Annotated in this window: 15 protein-coding genes, 1 tRNA gene and 2 riboswitches; of the genes, 11 read left to right on the top strand and 5 right to left on the bottom strand. The window is 66.2% G+C overall.

What is annotated here, in order from left to right:
* Window positions 1-35: 35 nt before the first annotated feature.
* The 4 genes from BLR29_RS18580 (at window position 36) to BLR29_RS18565 (ending at window position 3,230) form a co-directional block, all read left to right on the top strand.
* Window positions 36-722 (top strand): heavy metal response regulator transcription factor, encoded by a 687-nt coding sequence (locus BLR29_RS18580; protein WP_092138500.1) that lies wholly within the window; start codon window positions 36-38, stop codon window positions 720-722.
* Window positions 719-2,110: a heavy metal sensor histidine kinase gene (locus BLR29_RS18575; protein WP_092138499.1), complete on the top strand. Its 1,392-nt coding sequence runs from the start codon at window positions 719-721 to the stop codon at window positions 2,108-2,110. Before BLR29_RS18580 ends, BLR29_RS18575 begins: the two co-directional genes overlap by 4 nt.
* A 272-nt stretch (window positions 2,111-2,382) precedes the next feature.
* Window positions 2,383-2,844: a MarR family winged helix-turn-helix transcriptional regulator gene (locus tag BLR29_RS18570; protein WP_092138498.1), complete on the top strand. Its 462-nt coding sequence runs from the start codon at window positions 2,383-2,385 to the stop codon at window positions 2,842-2,844.
* A gap of 134 nt (window positions 2,845-2,978) precedes the next feature.
* A complete protein-coding gene (locus tag BLR29_RS18565; RefSeq protein ID WP_092138497.1) occupies window positions 2,979-3,230 on the top strand; it encodes a hypothetical protein in 252 nt (83 codons plus the stop codon).
* 95 nt (window positions 3,231-3,325) lie between these two features.
* Here the strand turns inward: BLR29_RS18565 and BLR29_RS18560 are convergent.
* Window positions 3,326-3,401 (bottom strand) — tRNA-Arg (locus BLR29_RS18560).
* Window positions 3,402-3,710: 309 nt separating this feature from the next.
* On the opposite strand from BLR29_RS18560, the gene BLR29_RS18555 reads away from it, so the two are divergent.
* Window positions 3,711-4,595, top strand: coding sequence for a c-type cytochrome (locus tag BLR29_RS18555; RefSeq protein ID WP_092138496.1), 885 nt, complete (start codon window positions 3,711-3,713; stop codon window positions 4,593-4,595).
* 181 nt (window positions 4,596-4,776) lie between these two features.
* On the opposite strand, the gene hemN is transcribed toward BLR29_RS18555, so the two are convergent.
* Entirely contained in the window at window positions 4,777-6,348 is a 1,572-nt protein-coding gene (gene hemN, locus BLR29_RS18550; RefSeq protein WP_092138495.1) for an oxygen-independent coproporphyrinogen III oxidase, read from the bottom strand.
* Window positions 6,349-6,611: 263 nt separating this feature from the next.
* On the opposite strand from hemN, the gene BLR29_RS18545 reads away from it, so the two are divergent.
* On the top strand, window positions 6,612-7,775 hold the full coding sequence (locus BLR29_RS18545) for an ABC transporter substrate-binding protein (RefSeq protein WP_092138494.1): 1,164 nt from the start codon (window positions 6,612-6,614) through the stop codon (window positions 7,773-7,775).
* A 149-nt stretch (window positions 7,776-7,924) separates the two neighbouring features.
* Here BLR29_RS18545 and BLR29_RS18540 read toward each other — a convergent pair whose 3' ends face one another.
* From BLR29_RS18540 to BLR29_RS18530, 3 genes are all read right to left on the bottom strand, one after another.
* Window positions 7,925-9,205, bottom strand: a complete 1,281-nt coding sequence (locus tag BLR29_RS18540) for an ATP-binding protein (RefSeq protein ID WP_092138493.1) — start codon at window positions 9,203-9,205, stop codon at window positions 7,925-7,927.
* Window positions 9,206-9,209: 4 nt separating this feature from the next.
* Complete coding sequence (locus tag BLR29_RS18535; protein ID WP_255371307.1) at window positions 9,210-9,962, bottom strand: response regulator; 753 nt, start codon at window positions 9,960-9,962, stop codon at window positions 9,210-9,212.
* Window positions 9,963-10,365: 403 nt separating this feature from the next.
* Window positions 10,366-12,462 (bottom strand): UvrD-helicase domain-containing protein, encoded by a 2,097-nt coding sequence (locus tag BLR29_RS18530; protein WP_092138492.1) that lies wholly within the window; start codon window positions 12,460-12,462, stop codon window positions 10,366-10,368.
* Window positions 12,463-12,723: 261 nt separating this feature from the next.
* Between BLR29_RS18530 and BLR29_RS18525 the strand changes: the two genes are divergently transcribed.
* The 5 genes from BLR29_RS18525 to BLR29_RS18505 all read left to right on the top strand — a co-directional run bounded on the left by BLR29_RS18525 (window position 12,724) and on the right by BLR29_RS18505 (window position 18,816).
* Window positions 12,724-12,945: a glycine zipper 2TM domain-containing protein gene (locus BLR29_RS18525; RefSeq protein ID WP_092138491.1), complete on the top strand. Its 222-nt coding sequence runs from the start codon at window positions 12,724-12,726 to the stop codon at window positions 12,943-12,945.
* Between the two features lie 244 nt (window positions 12,946-13,189).
* Window positions 13,190-13,277, top strand: a riboswitch (glycine riboswitch).
* A 21-nt stretch (window positions 13,278-13,298) separates the two neighbouring features.
* A riboswitch (glycine riboswitch) is annotated at window positions 13,299-13,419 on the top strand.
* A 110-nt stretch (window positions 13,420-13,529) separates the two neighbouring features.
* Window positions 13,530-14,657: a glycine cleavage system aminomethyltransferase GcvT gene (gcvT, locus tag BLR29_RS18520; protein ID WP_092138490.1), complete on the top strand. Its 1,128-nt coding sequence runs from the start codon at window positions 13,530-13,532 to the stop codon at window positions 14,655-14,657.
* 102 nt (window positions 14,658-14,759) lie between these two features.
* A complete protein-coding gene (gene gcvH / locus BLR29_RS18515) occupies window positions 14,760-15,140 on the top strand; it encodes a glycine cleavage system protein GcvH (protein WP_092138489.1) in 381 nt (126 codons plus the stop codon).
* 107 nt (window positions 15,141-15,247) lie between these two features.
* A complete protein-coding gene (gene gcvP / locus BLR29_RS18510) occupies window positions 15,248-18,172 on the top strand; it encodes an aminomethyl-transferring glycine dehydrogenase (RefSeq protein WP_092138488.1) in 2,925 nt (974 codons plus the stop codon).
* A 104-nt stretch (window positions 18,173-18,276) separates the two neighbouring features.
* Window positions 18,277-18,816: a DUF421 domain-containing protein gene (locus tag BLR29_RS18505; protein ID WP_092138487.1), complete on the top strand. Its 540-nt coding sequence runs from the start codon at window positions 18,277-18,279 to the stop codon at window positions 18,814-18,816.
* Window position 18,817 lies beyond the last annotated feature (1 nt).

The following is an 18,817-nucleotide window of genomic DNA, read 5'->3' as shown; positions in this document are numbered from 1 at the left end:
CAGGCCGGGTGCGACTCATGAATGGAAGGTGGCTGATGAAACTGCTAGTGGTAGAGGACGAGTCCAAGACCGGCGAATACGTACGCCAGGGTCTGACGGAAGCGGGCTTCGTGGTCGATCTGGTGACAAACGGGCTCGATGGCCGGCACCTGGCGATGAACGAGTCCTACGACCTCATCATCCTCGACGTGATGCTGCCGGACGTCGACGGCTGGCGCATTCTGCAAGCACTGCGCGCCGCCGAAATCGCGGTTCCCGTGTTGTTCCTGACCGCCCGCGACAGCGTGGCGGACCGGGTCAAGGGGCTGGAACTGGGTGCGGACGATTACCTGGTCAAGCCGTTCGCGTTTTCGGAGCTGCTCGCGCGCGTGCGCACGCTGCTGCGGCGTGGCACCGGGCAAATCGCCATGGACCGCATCCAGGTGGCCGATCTGGTACTTGACCTCAGCCGCCGCAGGGCAACGCGCGCCGGCCGCCGGATCGTGCTGACCAGCAAGGAATTTGCCTTGCTCGAACTTCTGGCGCGGCGCCGTGGCGAAGTTCTGCCACGGTCCCTGATTGCCTCCCAGGTGTGGGACATGAATTTTGACAGCGACAGCAATGTGATCGACGTGGCCATTCGTCGCTTGCGGGCCAAGATCGATGACGACTTCGAGCCCAAGCTGATCCAGACCGTCCGGGGCATGGGCTACGTGCTGGAGGAACCGGAGGCGCTGGAATGAGGGTTCGCCCGTCGCTGACGACGCGACTCACCATCCTGTTCTCGTTGTCGTCGGCCGGGGTGCTGCTGGGCCTGGGCATCCTGATCTGGCTGGCCATGGACCGGCACTTTGCCGATGAAGACTATGCCGTGCTTCAGGACAATATCCGGCTGATCCAGAAGATCGCCGCCGAGGGGCCGCCAAGCTCCGTCCCGGCGCGATTGGCGGAAACACTGGAACACCATGCCGGCTTCGTGGCGGATGTGCGTACCGCCGACGGCGCCCGCCTCTATGCCAGCGAGGGATTCGATTTCGGTTCCGTCTCGGATGTCGTCGCGAAGCTGCCGGCGGATCGGAATACCTTCGTGTGGGAGCATGACGGCGAGGAGTATCGCGGCATGCGCGCGTCCGTCGAAATGCCACCAACACCGGGCGCGCCACCTGGCATGCTGCGTGTCGTGGTCGGCATGGATACGCAAATCCATGCGCACTTCATGCACGCGTTCCGGCAGTCACTGGCTTTCTATATCGCGCTGGGTGCGCTGGCCAGCGGGCTGTTGGGGTGGAGAGCCGCACGGCGCGGGCTGGCACCGCTGCGAACCATGGCGACACGCGCCCGGGCCGTCACGGCGCACAAGCTTGACGAGCGCATGCCGGTGGATGCGGTGCCTGTGGAGATGGCGGATCTGGCGGCGACGCTGAATGCCATGCTGGAGCGGCTGCAACGCGACTTTCGCCGGCTGTCCGAGTTCTCGTCGGATCTGGCGCACGAATTGCGCACCCCGCTCACCAACCTGATGACCCAGACCCACGTGGTGCTGTCCCAGCCGCGCGAGGCCGGGAAGTATCGGGATGTATTGATATCCAATGCGGAAGAACTGCAGCGCCTGTCCCGCATGGTGTCCGACATGCTCTACCTTGCGAAGATGGAGCACGGCATTACGCTGCCAAACGCGGAGCCAATCACGGTGAAGGACGAGGTGCTCGCGCTGTTCGATTTCTATGACGCGCTGGCCGAAGACAAGGGCGTGCACCTGCGCATGCGGGGCGACGGGAACATTGTTGGCGATCGCCTGATGCTGCGCCGGGCACTCAGCAATCTACTGTCTAACGCGCTGCGCTACACACCGGCGCGTGGAAGCATCGACGTGGAGATCGCCAGCCAGCCGGACACGGTCACGATCGCCGTGGAAAACGAAGGAAAGGAGATCAGCCCGGAGCTGCTGCCGTCGATCTTTGATCGCTTCTTCCGCGCCGACAGATCGCGTGCCCGTGCGGATTCGGATAGCGTTGGGCTGGGCCTGTCGATCACGCAAGCCATCATGGCGGCGCACGAAGGCAGCATTGCGGCGGTGTCCGCGGACGGCAAGACGTGTTTCACGCTGACCTTTCCCCGACTGGTCAAATAAGGCGGGTTGCGGGGGTTCCGTGGGTCGTCGCCCGGTGCCGGTGGGAGTCTCGCCCGAGGCAACGCCAGCTCGGCACCCAACCGAGCGGCATGCGTTTTCCCTTGACATCGATTGCCTCGTGTACGATGATCATTTTCATCGCATGCGATTGAATCGTGTACGTGATTAGAATTCGTCGCCCGCTCCCAAGGAGGTACCCATGTTCTTCCTCGTCCATGTGCGCGGCGCAGTGATCAAGGAACAACTTCCATCCCCAGGCTGGCGGAGAGCAAATGACATCCACTGACAAGGCGACTGCGGCAAGCCCGGCGCTCTCCGACTTCCTGTGCTTTGCGGTCTATTCCGCAAACCTGGCTTTCGGCAAGGCATACAAGCCAATTCTCGAGCAACTCGGCCTGACCTATCCGCAGTACATCACCATCGTTGCGCTATGGGAGGAAGACAATGTGACCGTTGGCAGGCTGGGGGAAAAGCTGTTTCTGGAATCGAACACGCTCACGCCGATCCTGAAGAAACTCGAGGCGATGTCGTTTCTTGAGAGGCACCGCGATACCGTGGACGAGCGTCTGGTGCGGATCAGGCTGACCCGGAGCGGCCGAAGCCTGCGCGAAAAGCAGCTGGAAATGTGCCTTTCCGACGCGACCGGCCTGACTCCGGACGGCTTCGCGCAATTGCGGAAGGCGATCGCGACGCTACGCGACAACCTCATCCAGTCGACCAGGGCCGGCGAATGAGCGCTTGCCCGGCTGGCTCCGGTGCATCTTGCAGTTCGCGCCAGAGCAATCCACCTGACCCCTCGCGACACGTTGATGGCGCGTTGCGGGACATCCAATCCAAGTCGCTAAGCGCGGCACACACCACCACCAGCATGAGCACCGACCCCTCCCAGTACAGCCCGATCAGCTGCGAATTCCACGATCGACTCGAGGATCTCGCGACCGTACGCAAACCGACGCGCATCCGCTATCAAGACAGCGATGGCGCGGCACAGGAACGTGACGCAACGATTACGGATGTGTTCAGCCGGGATGGCGCCGAGTATCTCTCGCTCAGCTCGGGCGAGACCTTGCGCCTTGATCAGCTCGTCGAAGTCGACGGCAACAAGTTGGCCGACTACTGAATAGCGGGCGACGCCAGCGCTGACGGAAACGCGCAGCGAGCGGCAGATGTGCTGACGAGAGGAGGCGGGGAAATACGGGAATCCGTTGTCAGGATTGGCGCGCCCGGCTGGGATCGAACCAGCAACCCCTGCCTTCGGAGGGCAGTACTCTATCCATTGAGCTACGGGCGCGACGTGTGCAGATTTGACAGCGGGCGAGTGCCGCCGTCGGAAAGTCGCATAGGATACCTCGTTTGGCCCGGCCCGTCCATGCGGGTTGCGCCGGGAGTCGCCACGGCAGGTTTCGGAGCCGCCGCTTTTAGCCCCAGCCGACATGTCTTGGGTCTATAATCGCCAGCTATTTGCGTCGAAACGAGACGTACTCGGGACCTGAGACAGCCCCGGACGCAAATGCGACAGATTCATCCCCGACAAAGGGCCAACAAAGCAAGCCGCCCCCACCGCGCTGCATAAGGTTTCCTGCAAAATCGAGAGTTCTGTATGAGTGACGTCCACCAAGAAAACGACCACCACGAGTCTCCTATCAAGACCCCGAAGCAACTGATCGCCGTCGTGATCGCCGCCTTCCTGGTTCCAATCATCGTCATCATCCTGCTGGTCAACTTCGTCGGACACGGCACCCTTGAGGGCGCTGGCTCAACCCAGACGGCGGAGGCGGTGAACAACCGCATCGCCCCGGTTGCCTCGCTGGAAATCAAGGATCCCAACGCACCGCGCGTCTTCAAGGCTGGCGAGCAGGTCTACAAGGAAGTCTGCGCCGCCTGCCACGCCACGGGTGCGGCTGGCGCGCCGAAGTATGGCAACGCCGGCGACTGGACCGCCCGCATCGGCCAGGGTCTTGATGGCCTGATGAAGTCGGTGCTGCACGGCAAGGGCGCGATGCCCGCGCGCGCAGGCACCACGCCGGACGACTTCACCGACTACGAACTGACCCGCGCCGTGGTCTACATGGCCGACGCCGGCGGTGCCAAGTTCCCCGAACCCGCCGCACCCGCACCGGCTCAGGCGGCCGCACCGGCACCGGAAGCGCCAGCCGCGGCACCCGCTGCTGCTGCCCCTGTAGCTGCCGCCGTAGCAGCACCCGCCGCCGCGCCTGCTGCTGCGGCCGCTCCGGCAGCCGCTTCCGCCGACACTGGCAAGAAAGTCTACGAGCAGGTTTGCGCCGCATGCCACGCGGCCGGCGTCGCCGGTGCGCCGAAGTTCGGCGACAAGGCAGCCTGGGCGCCCCGCCTGAAGGAAGGCATGGACGCGGTGCATGGTTTTGCGCTCAAGGGCAAGGGCGTGATGCCGCCGAAGGGTGGCTACGCTGGCCCCGACGCCGACGTGATCGCCGCCGCCGACTACATGGCCAACGCCGCCAAGTAAGTCGTCCGGATCAGGAAAGGCCCGGAGCAGACGAGGCACCAAGCCCACGTGCTCCGGCCCAAACAAAAAACCCGCGAATGTCTCGCGGGTTTTTTGTTTGTTGCGACCGGCTTTTGCGGTGGCTAAGTCGACTCAGTCGGCCGAGTCGACGGCCCGACCATCCTCCTGAACAACACGCGCCTCAAACGACACGCGAATAGCGTACGAGTGGTATCACCTTGCCATTCCGCGCAACCGGGGCGGCAGGCGCGGGCCGCGTGGCATCCTCGCGCAGGTAGCGATCGAACACCATCGCCACGCGCCGAACCAGCAGCCGGCCCAGAGGCGTGATGTCGATGCGGTCCGGCTGGCGGTGCAACAGCCCCTCGGTGGCCAATGCGTCGAGGTCGGCCAGCTCGGCCGCAAACTTGGCCGCAAAGTCGATGCGATGCGTCGATTCCAGCGCCCCGATATCGAGCGTGCCGTTGCACATCAGGGCGCCGATGATCGCCTTGCGCAGGTGATCGTCTTCGGACATCTCGAAACCCCGCACAACCGGTAGCCTGCCCGCGTCCAGCCCGGCGTAGTAGTCGTCGGTCGTCCGCGCGTTCTGCACGTAGTGACCCGCCACCGCACCAATCGCCGACACACCGAAGCCCAGCTGGTCGTAGCCCGCGTGGGTGGCGTAGCCCTGGAAGTTGCGCTGCAATCGGCCCTCGCGCTGGGCAATGGCCAAGTCGTCGTCGGGCAGCGCAAAGTGGTCCATGCCGATATAGACATAACCGGCGGCGGTCAGACGCTCGATCGTGGAGACCAGGATGTCGAGCTTCTCGCCCGCCGGCGGCAGCGCCGTCTCGTCGATGCGACGCTGTGGCTTGAAGACATGCGGCAGGTGCGCGTAGCTATAGACGGAAAGCCGATCCGGCCGCAGCGTCAGCACGCGATCGATCGTGGCGGCAAAGCGCGTCGTGGTCTGGTGCGGCAGTCCGTAGATCAGATCCACGCTGACCGAGCGGAAACCCAGCCGGCGCGCCGCCAGCACCACATCGCGCGTTTCCTCATAGGACTGCACACGGTTGATTGCCTGCTGCACCTCGGGGTCGAAGTCCTGCACGCCCAGGCTGATGCGGTTGAAGCCCAGTTCGGCGAGCAGCTCCATGCGATCGTCGCCGACGCGCCGCGGGTCGATCTCGATCGCGTGTTCGCCCTCCGGCAGCAAGTCGAAGTGACGATGCAGCGCGCGCATCACGCGGCGCATCTCGTCCGGGTCGAGGAAGGTCGGCGTACCGCCCCCCCAGTGCGATTGCATCACGCCTCGACGCGCGCCAAGCCGTTCCGCCGCCATCGCCATTTCGCGGGCCAGGTAGTCCACATAGCGCGCGCTGCGCGTGTGGTCCTTTGTGATGATCTTGTTGCAGCCGCAGTAGTAGCAGATGTTCTCGCAGAACGGGATATGGATATAGAGCGAGAGCGGAGCGGGCGCGTTGGCGCTGCAGGCATCGAGCGCGGCCAGGTAGCCGGCGTCGCCGAGTTCACCGTGGAAGCGGTCGGCGGTGGGATAGGACGTGTAACGCGGCCCGTTGCCGTCGATGCGGCCTGCCAGGCTTCGGAAGTCCGCGAGCGCGCGTCGATCGAAAGCCGTTGAGGCGGTTGAGGCGGTTGAGGCGGTTGAGCTGGTGGACGCGGCGGTGGAAGCGGCGAGGTCGCCGGCGTCGATGGAATTGGCTTGAGACTGAGCAGGAGTGGCTGGGCTGGCGTGGGCGGGGGCTGACATGGCGAGTGCTCTTTTGTGGGGCGGGGATTTGATCGATGCTATGCGTCGGCCCTTCCCCGCATGTTGATGTCCATCAAAGTCCGCCACGGAACATCGCCTCACCTGCGCGCCTTCGCAGGCCATGACAGCCCTGCGCCCGCCAGCCCCGCGCCAGTGGGGATCAAACGTCACGGAAACGTCACCATCGATCGATAGTCTCGGGGCCGGCTTTCGCAGTCCCCGCCTTGCCTCCCTTCCACGCACGAACTTTCAGATCCGCTGCCATGCGCCCAGCCTTGCCGCAGTCGACCCCGCCTTTTGCGCCCGCCTCCACCGGGCGCCGACGCGCTCTCGCCGTCATGGCCGCCCTCGCCGGAACGCTGGCGGGCCCTGGCGCCTGGGCGCAGTCCATGCCGTCCGGCCAGCGCCGCCAGTTGGTAGTCGGCCATCTGGTCGACCGTACCGGCCCGCAAGCCGATCTCGCGCGCGATTACCTGGCCGGCGCCAAGGTGCTCTTCGATGCCCTCAACGCATCGGGCGGCGGCTTGCACGTCGTCCACGTTGTACGGGATGCCGATGCCAATCCGCGCACGGCCATCGGCCAGGCCATCGCGCTGGTCGACAACGAGCACGCCGACGTGCTGTTCGGCCCGGGCGACAACCTGCTGCCGGCGCTGGCGTCGTCCTCGGAACTGGGGCGCCGCGGCGTGCAGATTGTGGCGCCTCTTTCCGGCCTCTCGCTCAACGCGGAGAACGTCTGGTACACGCGGGCCGACTATCAGTCAGAACTCGATGCCGCCGTGCGCCAGTTGCGCAGCTATGGGCTGACGAGTGTCGCGCTGGCGGTGTCCCCCGACTTTGCCGCGGGCACGCTCGGCACGGGTACGCCGTGGCTCGGCCGGCTGGAAAAGGAGATGAACACGCGCGCCGTGCCCCTGACAGGCAGCTTCGACGAATGCGCGCAGCGCATCGCCACGGCAAGGCCCGGCGCGGTGGTGGTGGCCGGCGACACGCTCGCCTATGGCAGCCTGGGCCGCGCGCTGGCGGCGCAGAACTGGTACGGCTTCCTGGTGGGGCTATCGGCCGTCAGTCCGGCCTCCGCACGCGAGATTCTCGGCTCGCGCTATGTGGGCGGTGTGGTGGTGACGCAGGTGGCGCCCGGTCCGCAGGAATCCACGCTGCGCGTGGTGAAGGAACATGTGGCCCGCATGAAGCAGTACCTCGACGAACCGCCCTCGCCCGCCACGCTGGCCGGCTATATCGGCGCGGCATGGCTGGTGCGCGCGGCAGGTGCCGCCAAGGCCCCCGGCGCGATGGAGTTGCGCCGTGCGCTGCAGGCTCGCGTGGATGTGGGGGATTTCACGCTCGACTTCACACGCGGTCTGCGCGGCTCGCAGTATGTGCAGCTGGCGGCCATCGGCAAGACCGGCCTGCCGCAACGAGCCTGAAATCGACGCTGAACTCGGGCCTGAATTCAGCGCTGACTAGTTGAACCTGAACATTGGCGGACTTGGGCATTGGCGTCGGCCCATCGCACCCCCGGGTCACGATGGCAAGTGGTGCCATCAGCATCGAGCGATAGCGGTACTGCGTGCCGCTAGCTGCGGGGCAGCGTGATGCTGACGCGCAGCCCGCCCTCGGGACGATTGGCCAGCGTCAGCTCGCCACCATGACGCGCGACGATGTCCGAGGCGATCGACAGCCCCATGCCCACGCCACCGGTCGCACGGCTGCGCGACGACTCCACGCGGTAGAACGGCTCGAGCACGCGTTGCAACTCGGTGGGCGGAATGCCGGGGCCGTTGTCGCAGACGTCGATCCCCACGCGCTCGGGGCTGTCAGTGAGCAGGATCTGCGCCGCGCCGCCATAGCGGTGGGCGTTCTCCACCAGATTCACCACGGCGCGACGCAACTCCGCCGGATACGCCAGCAGGGGCGCCGCGGTGCCGGAAAGGCGCACGTCCTGCCCGAGTTCCTCCGCGTCGTCGACAATGGCCTGAAGCAGTGCCTGCACATCCACGCGCTGGCGCGGCCCGGTGGCGTCGTCACGGTCGCGCAGGTAATAGAGGGTCGCGTCGATCAGCCCGTTCATCTCCGCCAGGTCCTGGCGCAGCCGGTAGCGCACATCGTTGTCTTCGATCCGCTCGATCCGCAGGCTCATCCGCGTGAGCGGCGTGCGCAGGTCATGCGATACCGCCGCCAGGAAGCGAGACTGCTGCGCGAGTTGCGTGCGGATGCGCTGCTGCATCAGGTTCAGCGCATGCGTGGCCGCGCGCGCCTCGGCAGGTCCGGTGTCTTCGTCCAGCGGTGGTGCGTGAACGTCTTGCGCCAGCCGTCCGGCCCCGCTGGCCAGATGCTGCACCGGTCGCGCCAGCAGGCGTGCGCCGACCCACGAAGCGGTCAGGATCGCCAGCAGCTGAAGCAACATGCCCGGGTGCGGCGGCCAGATGCCGCGCAGGTGTGGCGGTGGCCCGCGCCGCTCGCCATCGGGGCGGCGCATACCCGGACCGCCATCAGGACCGCGACCCGGGCGCCCTTCCATGCCCGGCCCGGGCGGCGGACCGAACGGCCGCTCGCCGGGTGGCGGCGGCATGAATCTGTCCATGGGACGCGGAGGCGGGACGGTCGGCACCGGCTTGCCGGCGGCCTCGGCCTCCGACGCCGCGCGGCGCAAGCGCTCCATGTAGCGTTCGGAACCGGGACGCGGGAACAACCCTTCGATCACGGTCACGCCAAGCACATGTACGGCCAGCATGATCGCGGCCATCACCAAAAACAGCCGGACGAACATCGAATCGAACCGGCGGGCGCGGGGGCGATTCCGGGCCTGCGCTTCGGGTCGGCCGCCGTCGGCCGACGGCGGTGTCGGAGCGGCCATGCGGTCAGTGCTCCACGTTGCCGGTGAAGACGTAGCCCTCGCCGCGCACGGTGCGAATCAGCGCGGAGTCACGCGGATCGTCACGCAGTTTCTGGCGCAGGCGCGACACCAGCAGGTCGATGCTGCGATCGAACACATCGAGATCGCGGCCGCGCGCCTGGTTGATCAGCATCTCGCGGTCCAGCACGCGATTGGGATGTTCGATGAAGGTCAGCAGCAACCGGAATTCGGCGTTGGACAGCGGCACGACCGTGTCTTCGGCATCCACTAGCTGGCGCAGGGTCGTATTCAGGCGCCATGCGCCAAATCGCAGCTCGTGGCCCGCCGAAGTGGGCGCCGGACGATGCACGTCCGCACGGCTGCGGCGCAGCACCGTATGGATACGCGCCACCAGCTCGCGCATCTCGAAGGGCTTGGTCACGTAGTCGTCCGCCCCGACCTCCAGACCCACCACGCGGTCGGCCAGCTCGGCGCGGGCGGTCAGCATGATGACGGGCAGGTTGCCCTGGTCGCGGATCTCGCGGCACAGCGTCAGACCGTTTTCCCCGGGCAGCGACAGGTCCAGGATCACCAGGTCATAGTCGTTCCGCGTCAGCGCCGCACGCATCGCCGCCCCGCCCTCCGCGCCATCGGCTTCCATGCCGAAGGTTGCAAGATATTCAGCCAGCATGGCACGGATCTGGGGATCGTCATCGACGATCAGCAGGCGGATAGGCAGGGAAGATGAGCGGTCCATGGGCAGATACGGGAGGGGCATGCGGCGGCGATCGTCCAATGGGAAGCGTCTGAAAAGACGCGGGCGCGATCGGCCGTCCACTGTACCAAATGGATCCATCCCGGCTATCGCCGTTTTGTATCAATTTCGATACGTGCAGACTGCGCCACATGCATGCGGACGAGGGGCTGCATCTCATCACGACACAGCGAAAAAAACGCCCCCGGCACTGCCGCGCCAGGAGCGTTCAACAGGGAAGAAGCCAGGCTCGCATGGGCCCGGCCGCACCGCAGCCGAAGGGCAGGCCACGGCACGACGCAAGACATCGAGATGTCATCGCCGAAGCGATGTCACCGCAACGTTTCGCGCCCGCTCATCCTAGGGGGCCGTGTCGCGCCAGTCTTGTCCAGCTTGTACCGGCAACGTCGCGCTGCCGGCGTTCACCTCAGCCCGGCGCGGTCTTGCCAGCGGTGCCGAGCAGCGCCTTGAGTCCGGCCAGCCGGTCCTTCGGGCTCATGGCGGGGGTCTCGTCCTTCGGGGCGGGCGCTTCCTCCAGCTTCATCTCGCCAATGAAGCGCGACGGCTCGCACGAATATGTTTCCCGCGCGCGCTTGCGCTTCCTGCACCAGCTGATCTGCAGGCTGCGCTGGGCGCGCGTGATGCCCACGTACATCAGCCGGCGCTCTTCCTCGATCTTCTCGTCGCTCATGTCCTCGTCTTCGCGCGCGTGGGGCAGGATGCCCTCCTCCACGCCCACCAGGAATACATGCGGATACTCCAGGCCCTTGGAGGCATGCAGCGTGGACAAGCGCACCGCGTCCGGATCTTCCTCGCGGCCTTCCAGCATGCTCATCAGCGCCACCGTTTGCGTCAGCTCCAGCAGGTTCTTGCCTTCGTCGCCAAAGCCGTCGGCATTGTCGAACCCCGTGACTTCGCCTTCGCCCTCCGGCTCCGGCCGGGTGCCCTTGCGCTTGAGCCAGTCCAGGAACTCCAGCGCGTTGGTCCAGCGCGACTGCGCCTGGCGTTCGTCGAAGGTGTCGTACAGGTAGGCCTCGTAGTGGATGCCCGCCATCAGGTCATCCAGGACCACGGTCGCCGGATCCTTGGCCGCGCGGTCGGCCAGCCGCACCATCGACTCGCAGAACACGCGCAGCGGTTCCAGCTGGCGCGGCTGCAGCTTGCCTTCGATGCCGCCCATCATCGCGGCCTCGAACAGCGACACCTTGGCCTGGCCGGCGAACGTGCCGAGCGCCTCCAGCGTGGTATTGCCCACGCCACGCCGCGGCGTGGTGATGGCGCGGATGAAGGCGGGATCATCGTCCGGATTGGCGATCAGCCGCAGGTAGGCGCAGATGTCCTTGATCTCGGCCTTGTCGAAGAAGCTCTGGCCTCCCGACAGCACATACGGAATGCGCTCGCGCCGCAGGATCTGCTCGAACAGCCGCGCCTGATGGTTGCCGCGATACAGGATCGCGTAATCGCGAAACTGCGCGCGCCGCTCGAACTTGTGCGCGGACAGGCGGAACACGACGGACTCGGCCTCGTGTTCCTCGTCATTCATGGGGTGAATCGCAATCGGATCGCCCATGCCGTGCTCCGACCAGAGCTTCTTGTCGAACAGCTTGGGATTGTTGGCGATGACCGCGTTGGCGGCTTCCAGGATGCGCACCGTGGAGCGATAGTTCTGCTCCAGCTTGACGACCTTGAGGGCGGGAAAATCAGTCTGCAGCAGGCGCAGATTGTCCAGCGTGGCGCCGCGCCAGCCGTAGATCGCCTGGTCGTCGTCCCCCACGGCCGTGAACGCCGGCGCACGCAGGTGCGACCCGCCGGCAAGTTGCTTGAGCAACTGGTACTGGCAGGCATTGGTGTCCTGGTATTCGTCGACGAGGAAGTAGCGCAGTCGGTTCTGCCACTTCAGCCGCACGGTTTCATCGCGCGCGAAGAGTTCGGCGGGCAGGCGGATCAGGTCGTCGAAGTCCACGGCCTGGTAGGCATGCAGCGTGGCCACGTAGTTGCGATACACCATCGCGGCCTGGTGCTCGTCGGCATTGGCGGCCTGCGCGAGCGCGGTCTCGGGATCGATCATGCCGTTCTTCCACAGCGAGATCGTGCTCTGCACGCTGCGGATCAGCTTCTTGTCGGTCGTGCCGAGTTGTTCCTGCACCAGCCCGAAGCAGTCGTCGGAATCCATGATCGAGAACTGCGGCTTCAGGCCCACATGCTCGGCTTCCATGCGCAGGATCTGCACGCCGAGCGAGTGGAACGTGCAGACCGTCAATTGCTTGAGCGGAATGCGCTTGCCCTCGCGCGTGGTCTTGCCCTCCATCAGCTTGGCAATCCGCTCCTGCATTTCCTTGGCCGCCTTGTTGGTGAAGGTGACGGCGGCAATGTGGCGCGGCTCGAAGCCCTTGTCCTCGATCAGGTGCGCGATCTTCTGCGTGATCACCCGCGTCTTGCCCGAGCCCGCGCCGGCCAGCACCAGGCAGGGTCCGTCCAGATAGCGGACGGCTTCGGATTGGGCGGCGTTGAGTCCGTGGGTCATGGGGGCGGGAAGGAGCAAGGGCGAGGTGCCGGATGGCGCACGCAGCAGGTGGTACGCGAAAGCCGACGATGTTAACACGCGATGCCCAGCCCGCCGGTGACCGATAGCGGACAAGCAACGGGCTCTTTCGGGGGGAACAGACTCACCGAGGTAACACTTCGTAAGTCGCGGCCGCCGGGGCATGGAGTTTGCCTCTCTGAGTCATGGCCGCGCGGGCCCACGGTCGGCGCGGATGGCAAGTTCAACACATTGGAGGCCATCATGAGCACGCTGCGAACCTTGTCGAAAGTCACCCTGATCGGCGTCACGCTGGTTGCCTTTGGCGGCTGCGCGGACATGACGCCCAAGCAACGCAACACCGCGATCGGCGCGGGCGTGGGCGCCCTGGGCGGCGCGGCGCTGACCAACGGTAGCGCACTGGGCACCGTCGGCGGCGCGGCGGTGGGTGGCGTGGTGGGTAACGTCGTCACCAAGGACCGCTGATTCCGGCAATCGTGAAGTTGCCGGACGTAGCGATTACGCACGGCCGGCAGGAATTACAGAGGGGCGGGTGACTGAGGGAAGACTGCGCGGCGAGGCCGGACCGGCGGGGTGAGCCTGGCGCACAGCCCGCCGCTTCGACGCCACTCCGCCTTGCGGCAGATGCCGCATACGTGGGACACGGCGCCGCGGAACCCGCCGCGCGTTTCGCCGTTTGACAAAGGCAAACCGGTCCCGTACATTCTCGCGCATCCGACCGGGAGAGCGCGCAGCGACTGCGCCGCCGAAGGGGTATCACCCGAAAACTCTCAGGCACCATGGACTGGTCGGATCGGCATGCAACATGCACACAATGCATGCCGCACTCTGGAGAGCGACATCCGCCATTGCCTAACCGCATGGTGAGCATGTCCACCGAAGGGGCGCACGAGGCGCGAGCCTTGTAATCTCTCAGGTATCGAGGACAGAGGGGTCATCCGCCGCAGCGGCTTGGTTGCACATTATTGTGACCGAGCGATGCGGCGGATGACCCTTTTTTCGTTTTCGAACCACGGTTTCCGAACCGCGAGAGCCCCCGAAGGAATTCCATGACGCTCCAGGCCACGCCCCTCAATGCCATCCACCGCGCCCTTGGCGCCCGCATGGTCGATTTTGGCGGCTGGGACATGCCGGTCAACTACGGCTCCCAGATTGAAGAGCACAACGCCGTGCGCAGCGACGCCGGCATGTTCGACGTCTCCCACATGTGCGTGGTCGACCTGGCCGGCCCCAACACGCGCACCTTCCTCCGTGGCCTGCTGGCCAACAACGTCGACAAGCTGCAAACACCCGGCAAGGCACTGTACTCGTGCATGCTGGACGAGAAAGGCGGCGTCATCGATGACCTGATCGTCTACTTCTTTGCCGAGGACCGCTTCCGCCTGGTGGTCAACGCCAGCACCGCGGTGGGCGACATCGAGTGGATCCGCGCCCGCAATGCCGCCACCGGCAGCGGCGTCACCATCACCCCGCGACGCGGCGACGTGGCCCCGGCCGACGTCAGCAAGCTGGCGATCATCGCCGTGCAAGGTCCCAACGCCCGCCAGAAGGTCTATCAGGCCTTTCCGTCCACCCAGCCCGCCGACGCGCTCAAGCCGTTCAACGCGCTGGTCGTGCAGGACCCGGCCGTCGGCGAGCTGATGGTCGCCCGCACCGGCTACACCGGCGAAGACGGCTTTGAACTGGTGGTGCCGGCGGAGAACGTCGCAGGCATCTGGGAAAAGCTGGAAGCCGCCGGCGTGCGCCCGGCCGGCCTGGGTGCGCGCGATACGCTGCGCCTGGAAGCCGGCATGAACCTTTATGGCCAGGACATGGACATCCACACCTCCCCGCTGGATGCCGGCCTGGCCTGGACCGTCGACCTGCAGAGCGAGCGCGACTTCGTCGGCAAGCCCGCACTGACCGCCGGCGGACAACACAAGACATTTGCCGGCCTGATCCTGCGCGACAAGGGCGGCGTGCTGCGCGCGCACCAGCGCGTCATCACGCCGGCCGGCGAAGGCGAGATCACCAGCGGCACCTTCAGCCCCTCGCTTTCCCAGTCGATCGCCTTTGCCCGCCTGCCCGCCGATGTTGTCCCCGGCACCGAAGTACAGGTCGAGATTCGTGACCGCAAACTGACCGCGACTGTGGTTAAACTGCCGTTTGTGCGCAATGGCAAGGCACTCGTGAGCTGAGGCATCCGCCCGGCATCACCCAACGGTCGCCATCTCGCCTGCCCGGCTGGCCAGCCGGCAGGCGTCCGAAACAAGAAACACACTGCATCCCGGAGAACCCTCATGAATTTCCCCGCTGACCTGAAGTACACCGAGTCGCACGAATGGGTGCGCGTCGAATCCGACGGCACGCTGACAATCGGCATCACCGACCACGCGCAAGACGCGCTGGGCGACATCGTCTTCCTGGAACTGCCGGAAGTCGGCAAGTCGGTCGGCGCTGGCGACGCGCTGGCGGTGGTGGAGTCCGTGAAGGCGGCCTCCGACATCTACGCCCCGGTGGCCGGCGAAGTCATCGCCGTGAACGAAGCCGCCACGGCATCGCCGGAATCGGTGAACGCCAATGCCTTCGACGCCTGGCTGTTCAAGCTGAAGCCGGCCAACGCCGACGACGTGAACGGCCTGATGAACGTCGACGCCTACAAGGCCAGCGTCGGCGCCTGAGCCCGGACGCACCCACGCCGGCTCCCGAGCCAGGAGACGGCGCCTGAAGATGCCCGCGCGGCGGCACGGCTGACCACCTGCCGCCACGCACCCACGAGACCCTTGCCATGAACGCCCCGCTCCCCATGAACGCTGCCGCCCAAGGTGCACGGCCCACGCTGGCCGAACTGGAGGCGCGCGACGCCTTCGCCGCCCGCCACATCGGCCCGGACGGCCCCGAACAGCAACACATGCTGAAGGTGCTCGGCTATGACAGCCGCGCCGCGCTGATCGATGCCGTGGTGCCCGCCGCCATCCGCCGCCGCGACGGCATGCCGCTGGGCGAATTCACCGAACCGCTGACCGAGGAAGCCGCGCTGGCCAGGCTGCGCGGCCTGGCCAGCAAGAACCGGGTTCTCAAGAGCTTTATCGGCCAGGGCTACTACAACACGCTCACACCGGGCGTCATCCTGCGCAATATCTTCGAGAACCCCGCCTGGTACACGGCCTACACGCCGTACCAGCCCGAAATCTCGCAAGGCCGCCTGGAGGCGATGCTGAACTTCCAGCAGATGGTCACCGACCTGACTGGCCTCGACATCGCCAACGCATCGATGCTCGACGAAGGCACCGCCGCCGCCGAGGCGATGACGCTGCTGCAGCGCGTGAACAAGCACGCCTCGAACACGTTCTACGTGGCCGACGACGTGCTGCCGCAAACGCTGGAAGTGGTCCGCACGCGCGCGCTGCCGCTGGGCATCGAGGTAAAGGTCGGCCCCGCCGCCGACGCCGCGCAGGCCCACGCGTTCGGCGTGCTGCTGCAATACCCGGGCGTGAACGGTGACGTGGCCGACTACCGCGCGATTGCCGACGCGGTGCACGCGGCCGGTGGCCTGGTGGTCGCCGCCGCCGACCTGCTGGCACTGACCCTGATCGCCGCACCGGGCGAATGGGGCGCCGACGTGGCCGTGGGCAACTCGCAGCGCTTTGGCGTGCCGCTGGGCTTTGGCGGCCCGCACGCCGGGTACATGGCGGTGAAGGACGACTTCAAGCGTTCGATGCCGGGCCGGCTGGTCGGCGTGACCATCGACGCGCAGGGCAACAAGGCCTACCGCCTGGCCCTGCAGACGCGCGAGCAACACATTCGCCGCGAGAAGGCCACCTCGAACATCTGTACCGCCCAGGTTCTGCTGGGCGTGATGGCGTCGATGTACGCGGTCTACCACGGCCCGCAAGGCCTCAAGCGCATCGCGCAGCGCGTGCATCGCCTGACCGCCACGCTGGCCGCCGGCCTGAAGGCGCTGGGCCACACGCCGCTGAATGCGACGTTCTTCGACACGCTGACGCTGGAAACAGGCTTTAACACCGACGCGTTCCACGCCACCGCCACGCAGCGCGGCATCAACCTGCGTCATGCGGGCGCCACGCGCGTAGGGATCTCGCTCGACGAGACCGCCTCGCGCGAGGACGTCGTCACGCTGTGGGAAATCTTCGCCCACGGCAAGCCGTTGCCCGACTTCGACAAGACCGAGGCCTCGGTGCAGGACGGCTTCCCGGCCGCGCTGGCCCGCCAGAGCGCCTACCTCACGCACCCGGTGTTCAACACGCACCACGCCGAGCACGAGATGCTGCGCTACCTGCGCTCGCTGGCCGACAAGGATCTGGCGCTGGACCGCACCATGATCCCGCTGGGCTCCTGCACGATGAAGCTCAACGCCACGAGCGAGATGATCCCCGTGACGTGGCCCGAATTCAGCAAGATTCACCCGTTCGCGCCGCTGGACCAGACCGTGGGCTACCGCGAGATGATCGACCAGCTCGAGGCCATGCTGTGCGCCGCCACGGGCTACGCCGCCGTGAGCCTGCAACCCAACGCGGGATCGCAGGGCGAATACGCCGGCCTGCTGATCATCCACGCCTACCATGCCAGCCGTGGCGAGTCCCATCGCGACATCTGCCTGATCCCGTCGTCGGCACACGGCACCAACCCGGCTTCGGCGCAGATGGCCGGCATGAAGGTGGTGGTGGTGGCCTGCGACGCCAACGGCAACGTCGACCTGGACGACCTGGCGAAGAAGGCCGAGCAGCACAGCAAGAACCTGGCCGCGATCATGATCACGTACCCGTCCACGCACGGCGTGTTCGAGGCGGGTGTGCAGCAGATCTGCGACATCGTGCACCAGCACGGTGGCCAGGTGTACGTGGACGGCGCCAACATGAACGCCATGGTCGGCACCGCCGCGCCGGGCCAGTTCGGCGGCGACGTGTCCCACCTGAACCTGCACAAGACCTTCTGCATTCCGCACGGCGGTGGCGGCCCGGGCGTGGGTCCGGTGGCCGTGGGTGCCCATCTGGCCGATTTCCTGCCGAACCAGGACAGCGTGGGCTATCGCCGCGACGACAACGGCATCGGTGGCGTGTCCGCCGCGCCGTTCGGCTCGGCCAGCATCCTGCCGATCTCCTGGATGTACATCGCGATGATGGGATCGGCCGGCCTGACCGCCGCCACCGAGAACGCGATCCTCGCCGCCAACTACGTGGCCCGGCGCCTGTCGCCGTACTACCCGGTGCTGTACGCGGGTCAGCATGGCCTGGTGGCGCACGAGTGCATCCTGGACCTGCGGCCGCTGCAGAAGAGCACGGGCATCTCCAACGAGGATGTGGCCAAGCGCCTGATGGACTACGGCTTCCACGCGCCGACGATGAGCTTCCCGGTGCCGGGCACCCTGATGATCGAGCCAACCGAGAGCGAGGCGCTGCATGAACTGGACCGCTTCATCGATGCAATGATCGCCATCCGCGCCGAGATCGCGCGCGTGGAGGACGGCAGCTTCGACCGCGAAGACAATCCGCTCCGGAACGCGCCGCACACGGCCGCCGTCATCACGGCGAACGAGTGGACGCGGGCGTACACGCGTGAGGAAGCGGCCTATCCGGTTGCCTCGCTGCGCACGCAGAAGTACTGGCCGCCGGTTGGCCGTGCCGACAACGTGTATGGCGACCGCAACCTGTTCTGCGCCTGCGTGCCGATGAGCGAGTACGCTCAGGACTGACGCGCCTGGTCGGGCGGTGTCCGGTTCACGCGGATGCCGCCCACGCGCTATGCTCAGAAGGCCAGCGCCGGCGTCCGGCGTGCTCCTGAGCGGAGGTCTCATACATGTGGAATCTCAGCGCCCCCTGGTGGGAATTCGTCCTGCGCGGGCTGATCGTGTACGGCGCGATACTGGCGCTGCTGCGCCTCTCGGGCAAGCGCCAGATCGGCCAGCTCACGCCGTTCGACCTGGTGCTGCTGCTGGTGATTTCGAACGCCGTGCAGAACGCCATGAATGCCGGGGACAACTCGGTCAGCGCGGGCCTGATCCTCGCCACGACGCTGGTTGCCGCGAATGCGGCGCTGGCCTACCTGACGTGGCGCAGCCGACGGCTGGAAGTGCTGGTCGAAGGACGCCCCCGGGTGCTGATCCACAACGGCAAGATTTTCCGCGACGTGATGCGGCACGAACGCATCTCGATCGACGACCTGAACAAGATCCTGCGCCACGCTGGCTGCGACGGCACGCAGGACGTGCATTTCGCCATTCTGGAAACAGATGGCACGGTGTCGGTGAAGCTCCGTGCGAAACCGGCCGAACCCGTATCGCCGCCGCCCCGGGCCGTATCGATCTGGGGCGACCCCGGCTCCGACGATTCCGTCTGAG

Source organism: Cupriavidus sp. YR651 (assembly GCF_900101625.1).
Classification (GTDB): Bacteria; Pseudomonadota; Gammaproteobacteria; order Burkholderiales; family Burkholderiaceae; genus Cupriavidus.
Note: the sequence above shows the minus strand (reverse complement) of the source record. Positions and strands in the feature narration are given on the sequence as shown.

Excerpts from the sequence above, each read along its gene's own strand:
- BLR29_RS18505 (WP_092138487.1), top strand. The coding sequence starts at position 18,277 with ATGTGGAATCTCAGCGCCCCCTGGTGGGAATTCGTCCTGCGCGGGCTG.
- BLR29_RS18555 (WP_092138496.1), top strand. The coding sequence starts at position 3,711 with ATGAGTGACGTCCACCAAGAAAACGACCACCACGAGTCTCCTATCAAG.
- gcvP (WP_092138488.1), top strand. The coding sequence starts at position 15,248 with ATGAACGCCCCGCTCCCCATGAACGCTGCCGCCCAAGGTGCACGGCCC.
- BLR29_RS18535 (WP_255371307.1), bottom strand. The coding sequence starts at position 9,962 with ATGCCCCTCCCGTATCTGCCCATGGACCGCTCATCTTCCCTGCCTATC.
- gcvT (WP_092138490.1), top strand. The coding sequence starts at position 13,530 with ATGACGCTCCAGGCCACGCCCCTCAATGCCATCCACCGCGCCCTTGGC.
- hemN (WP_092138495.1), bottom strand. The coding sequence starts at position 6,348 with ATGTCAGCCCCCGCCCACGCCAGCCCAGCCACTCCTGCTCAGTCTCAA.
- BLR29_RS18580 (WP_092138500.1), top strand. The coding sequence starts at position 36 with ATGAAACTGCTAGTGGTAGAGGACGAGTCCAAGACCGGCGAATACGTA.
- BLR29_RS18570 (WP_092138498.1), top strand. The coding sequence starts at position 2,383 with ATGACATCCACTGACAAGGCGACTGCGGCAAGCCCGGCGCTCTCCGAC.
- BLR29_RS18530 (WP_092138492.1), bottom strand. The coding sequence starts at position 12,462 with ATGACCCACGGACTCAACGCCGCCCAATCCGAAGCCGTCCGCTATCTG.
- BLR29_RS18545 (WP_092138494.1), top strand. The coding sequence starts at position 6,612 with ATGCGCCCAGCCTTGCCGCAGTCGACCCCGCCTTTTGCGCCCGCCTCC.
- BLR29_RS18525 (WP_092138491.1), top strand. The coding sequence starts at position 12,724 with ATGAGCACGCTGCGAACCTTGTCGAAAGTCACCCTGATCGGCGTCACG.
- gcvH (WP_092138489.1), top strand. The coding sequence starts at position 14,760 with ATGAATTTCCCCGCTGACCTGAAGTACACCGAGTCGCACGAATGGGTG.
- BLR29_RS18540 (WP_092138493.1), bottom strand. The coding sequence starts at position 9,205 with ATGGCCGCTCCGACACCGCCGTCGGCCGACGGCGGCCGACCCGAAGCG.
- BLR29_RS18575 (WP_092138499.1), top strand. The coding sequence starts at position 719 with ATGAGGGTTCGCCCGTCGCTGACGACGCGACTCACCATCCTGTTCTCG.
- BLR29_RS18565 (WP_092138497.1), top strand. The coding sequence starts at position 2,979 with ATGAGCACCGACCCCTCCCAGTACAGCCCGATCAGCTGCGAATTCCAC.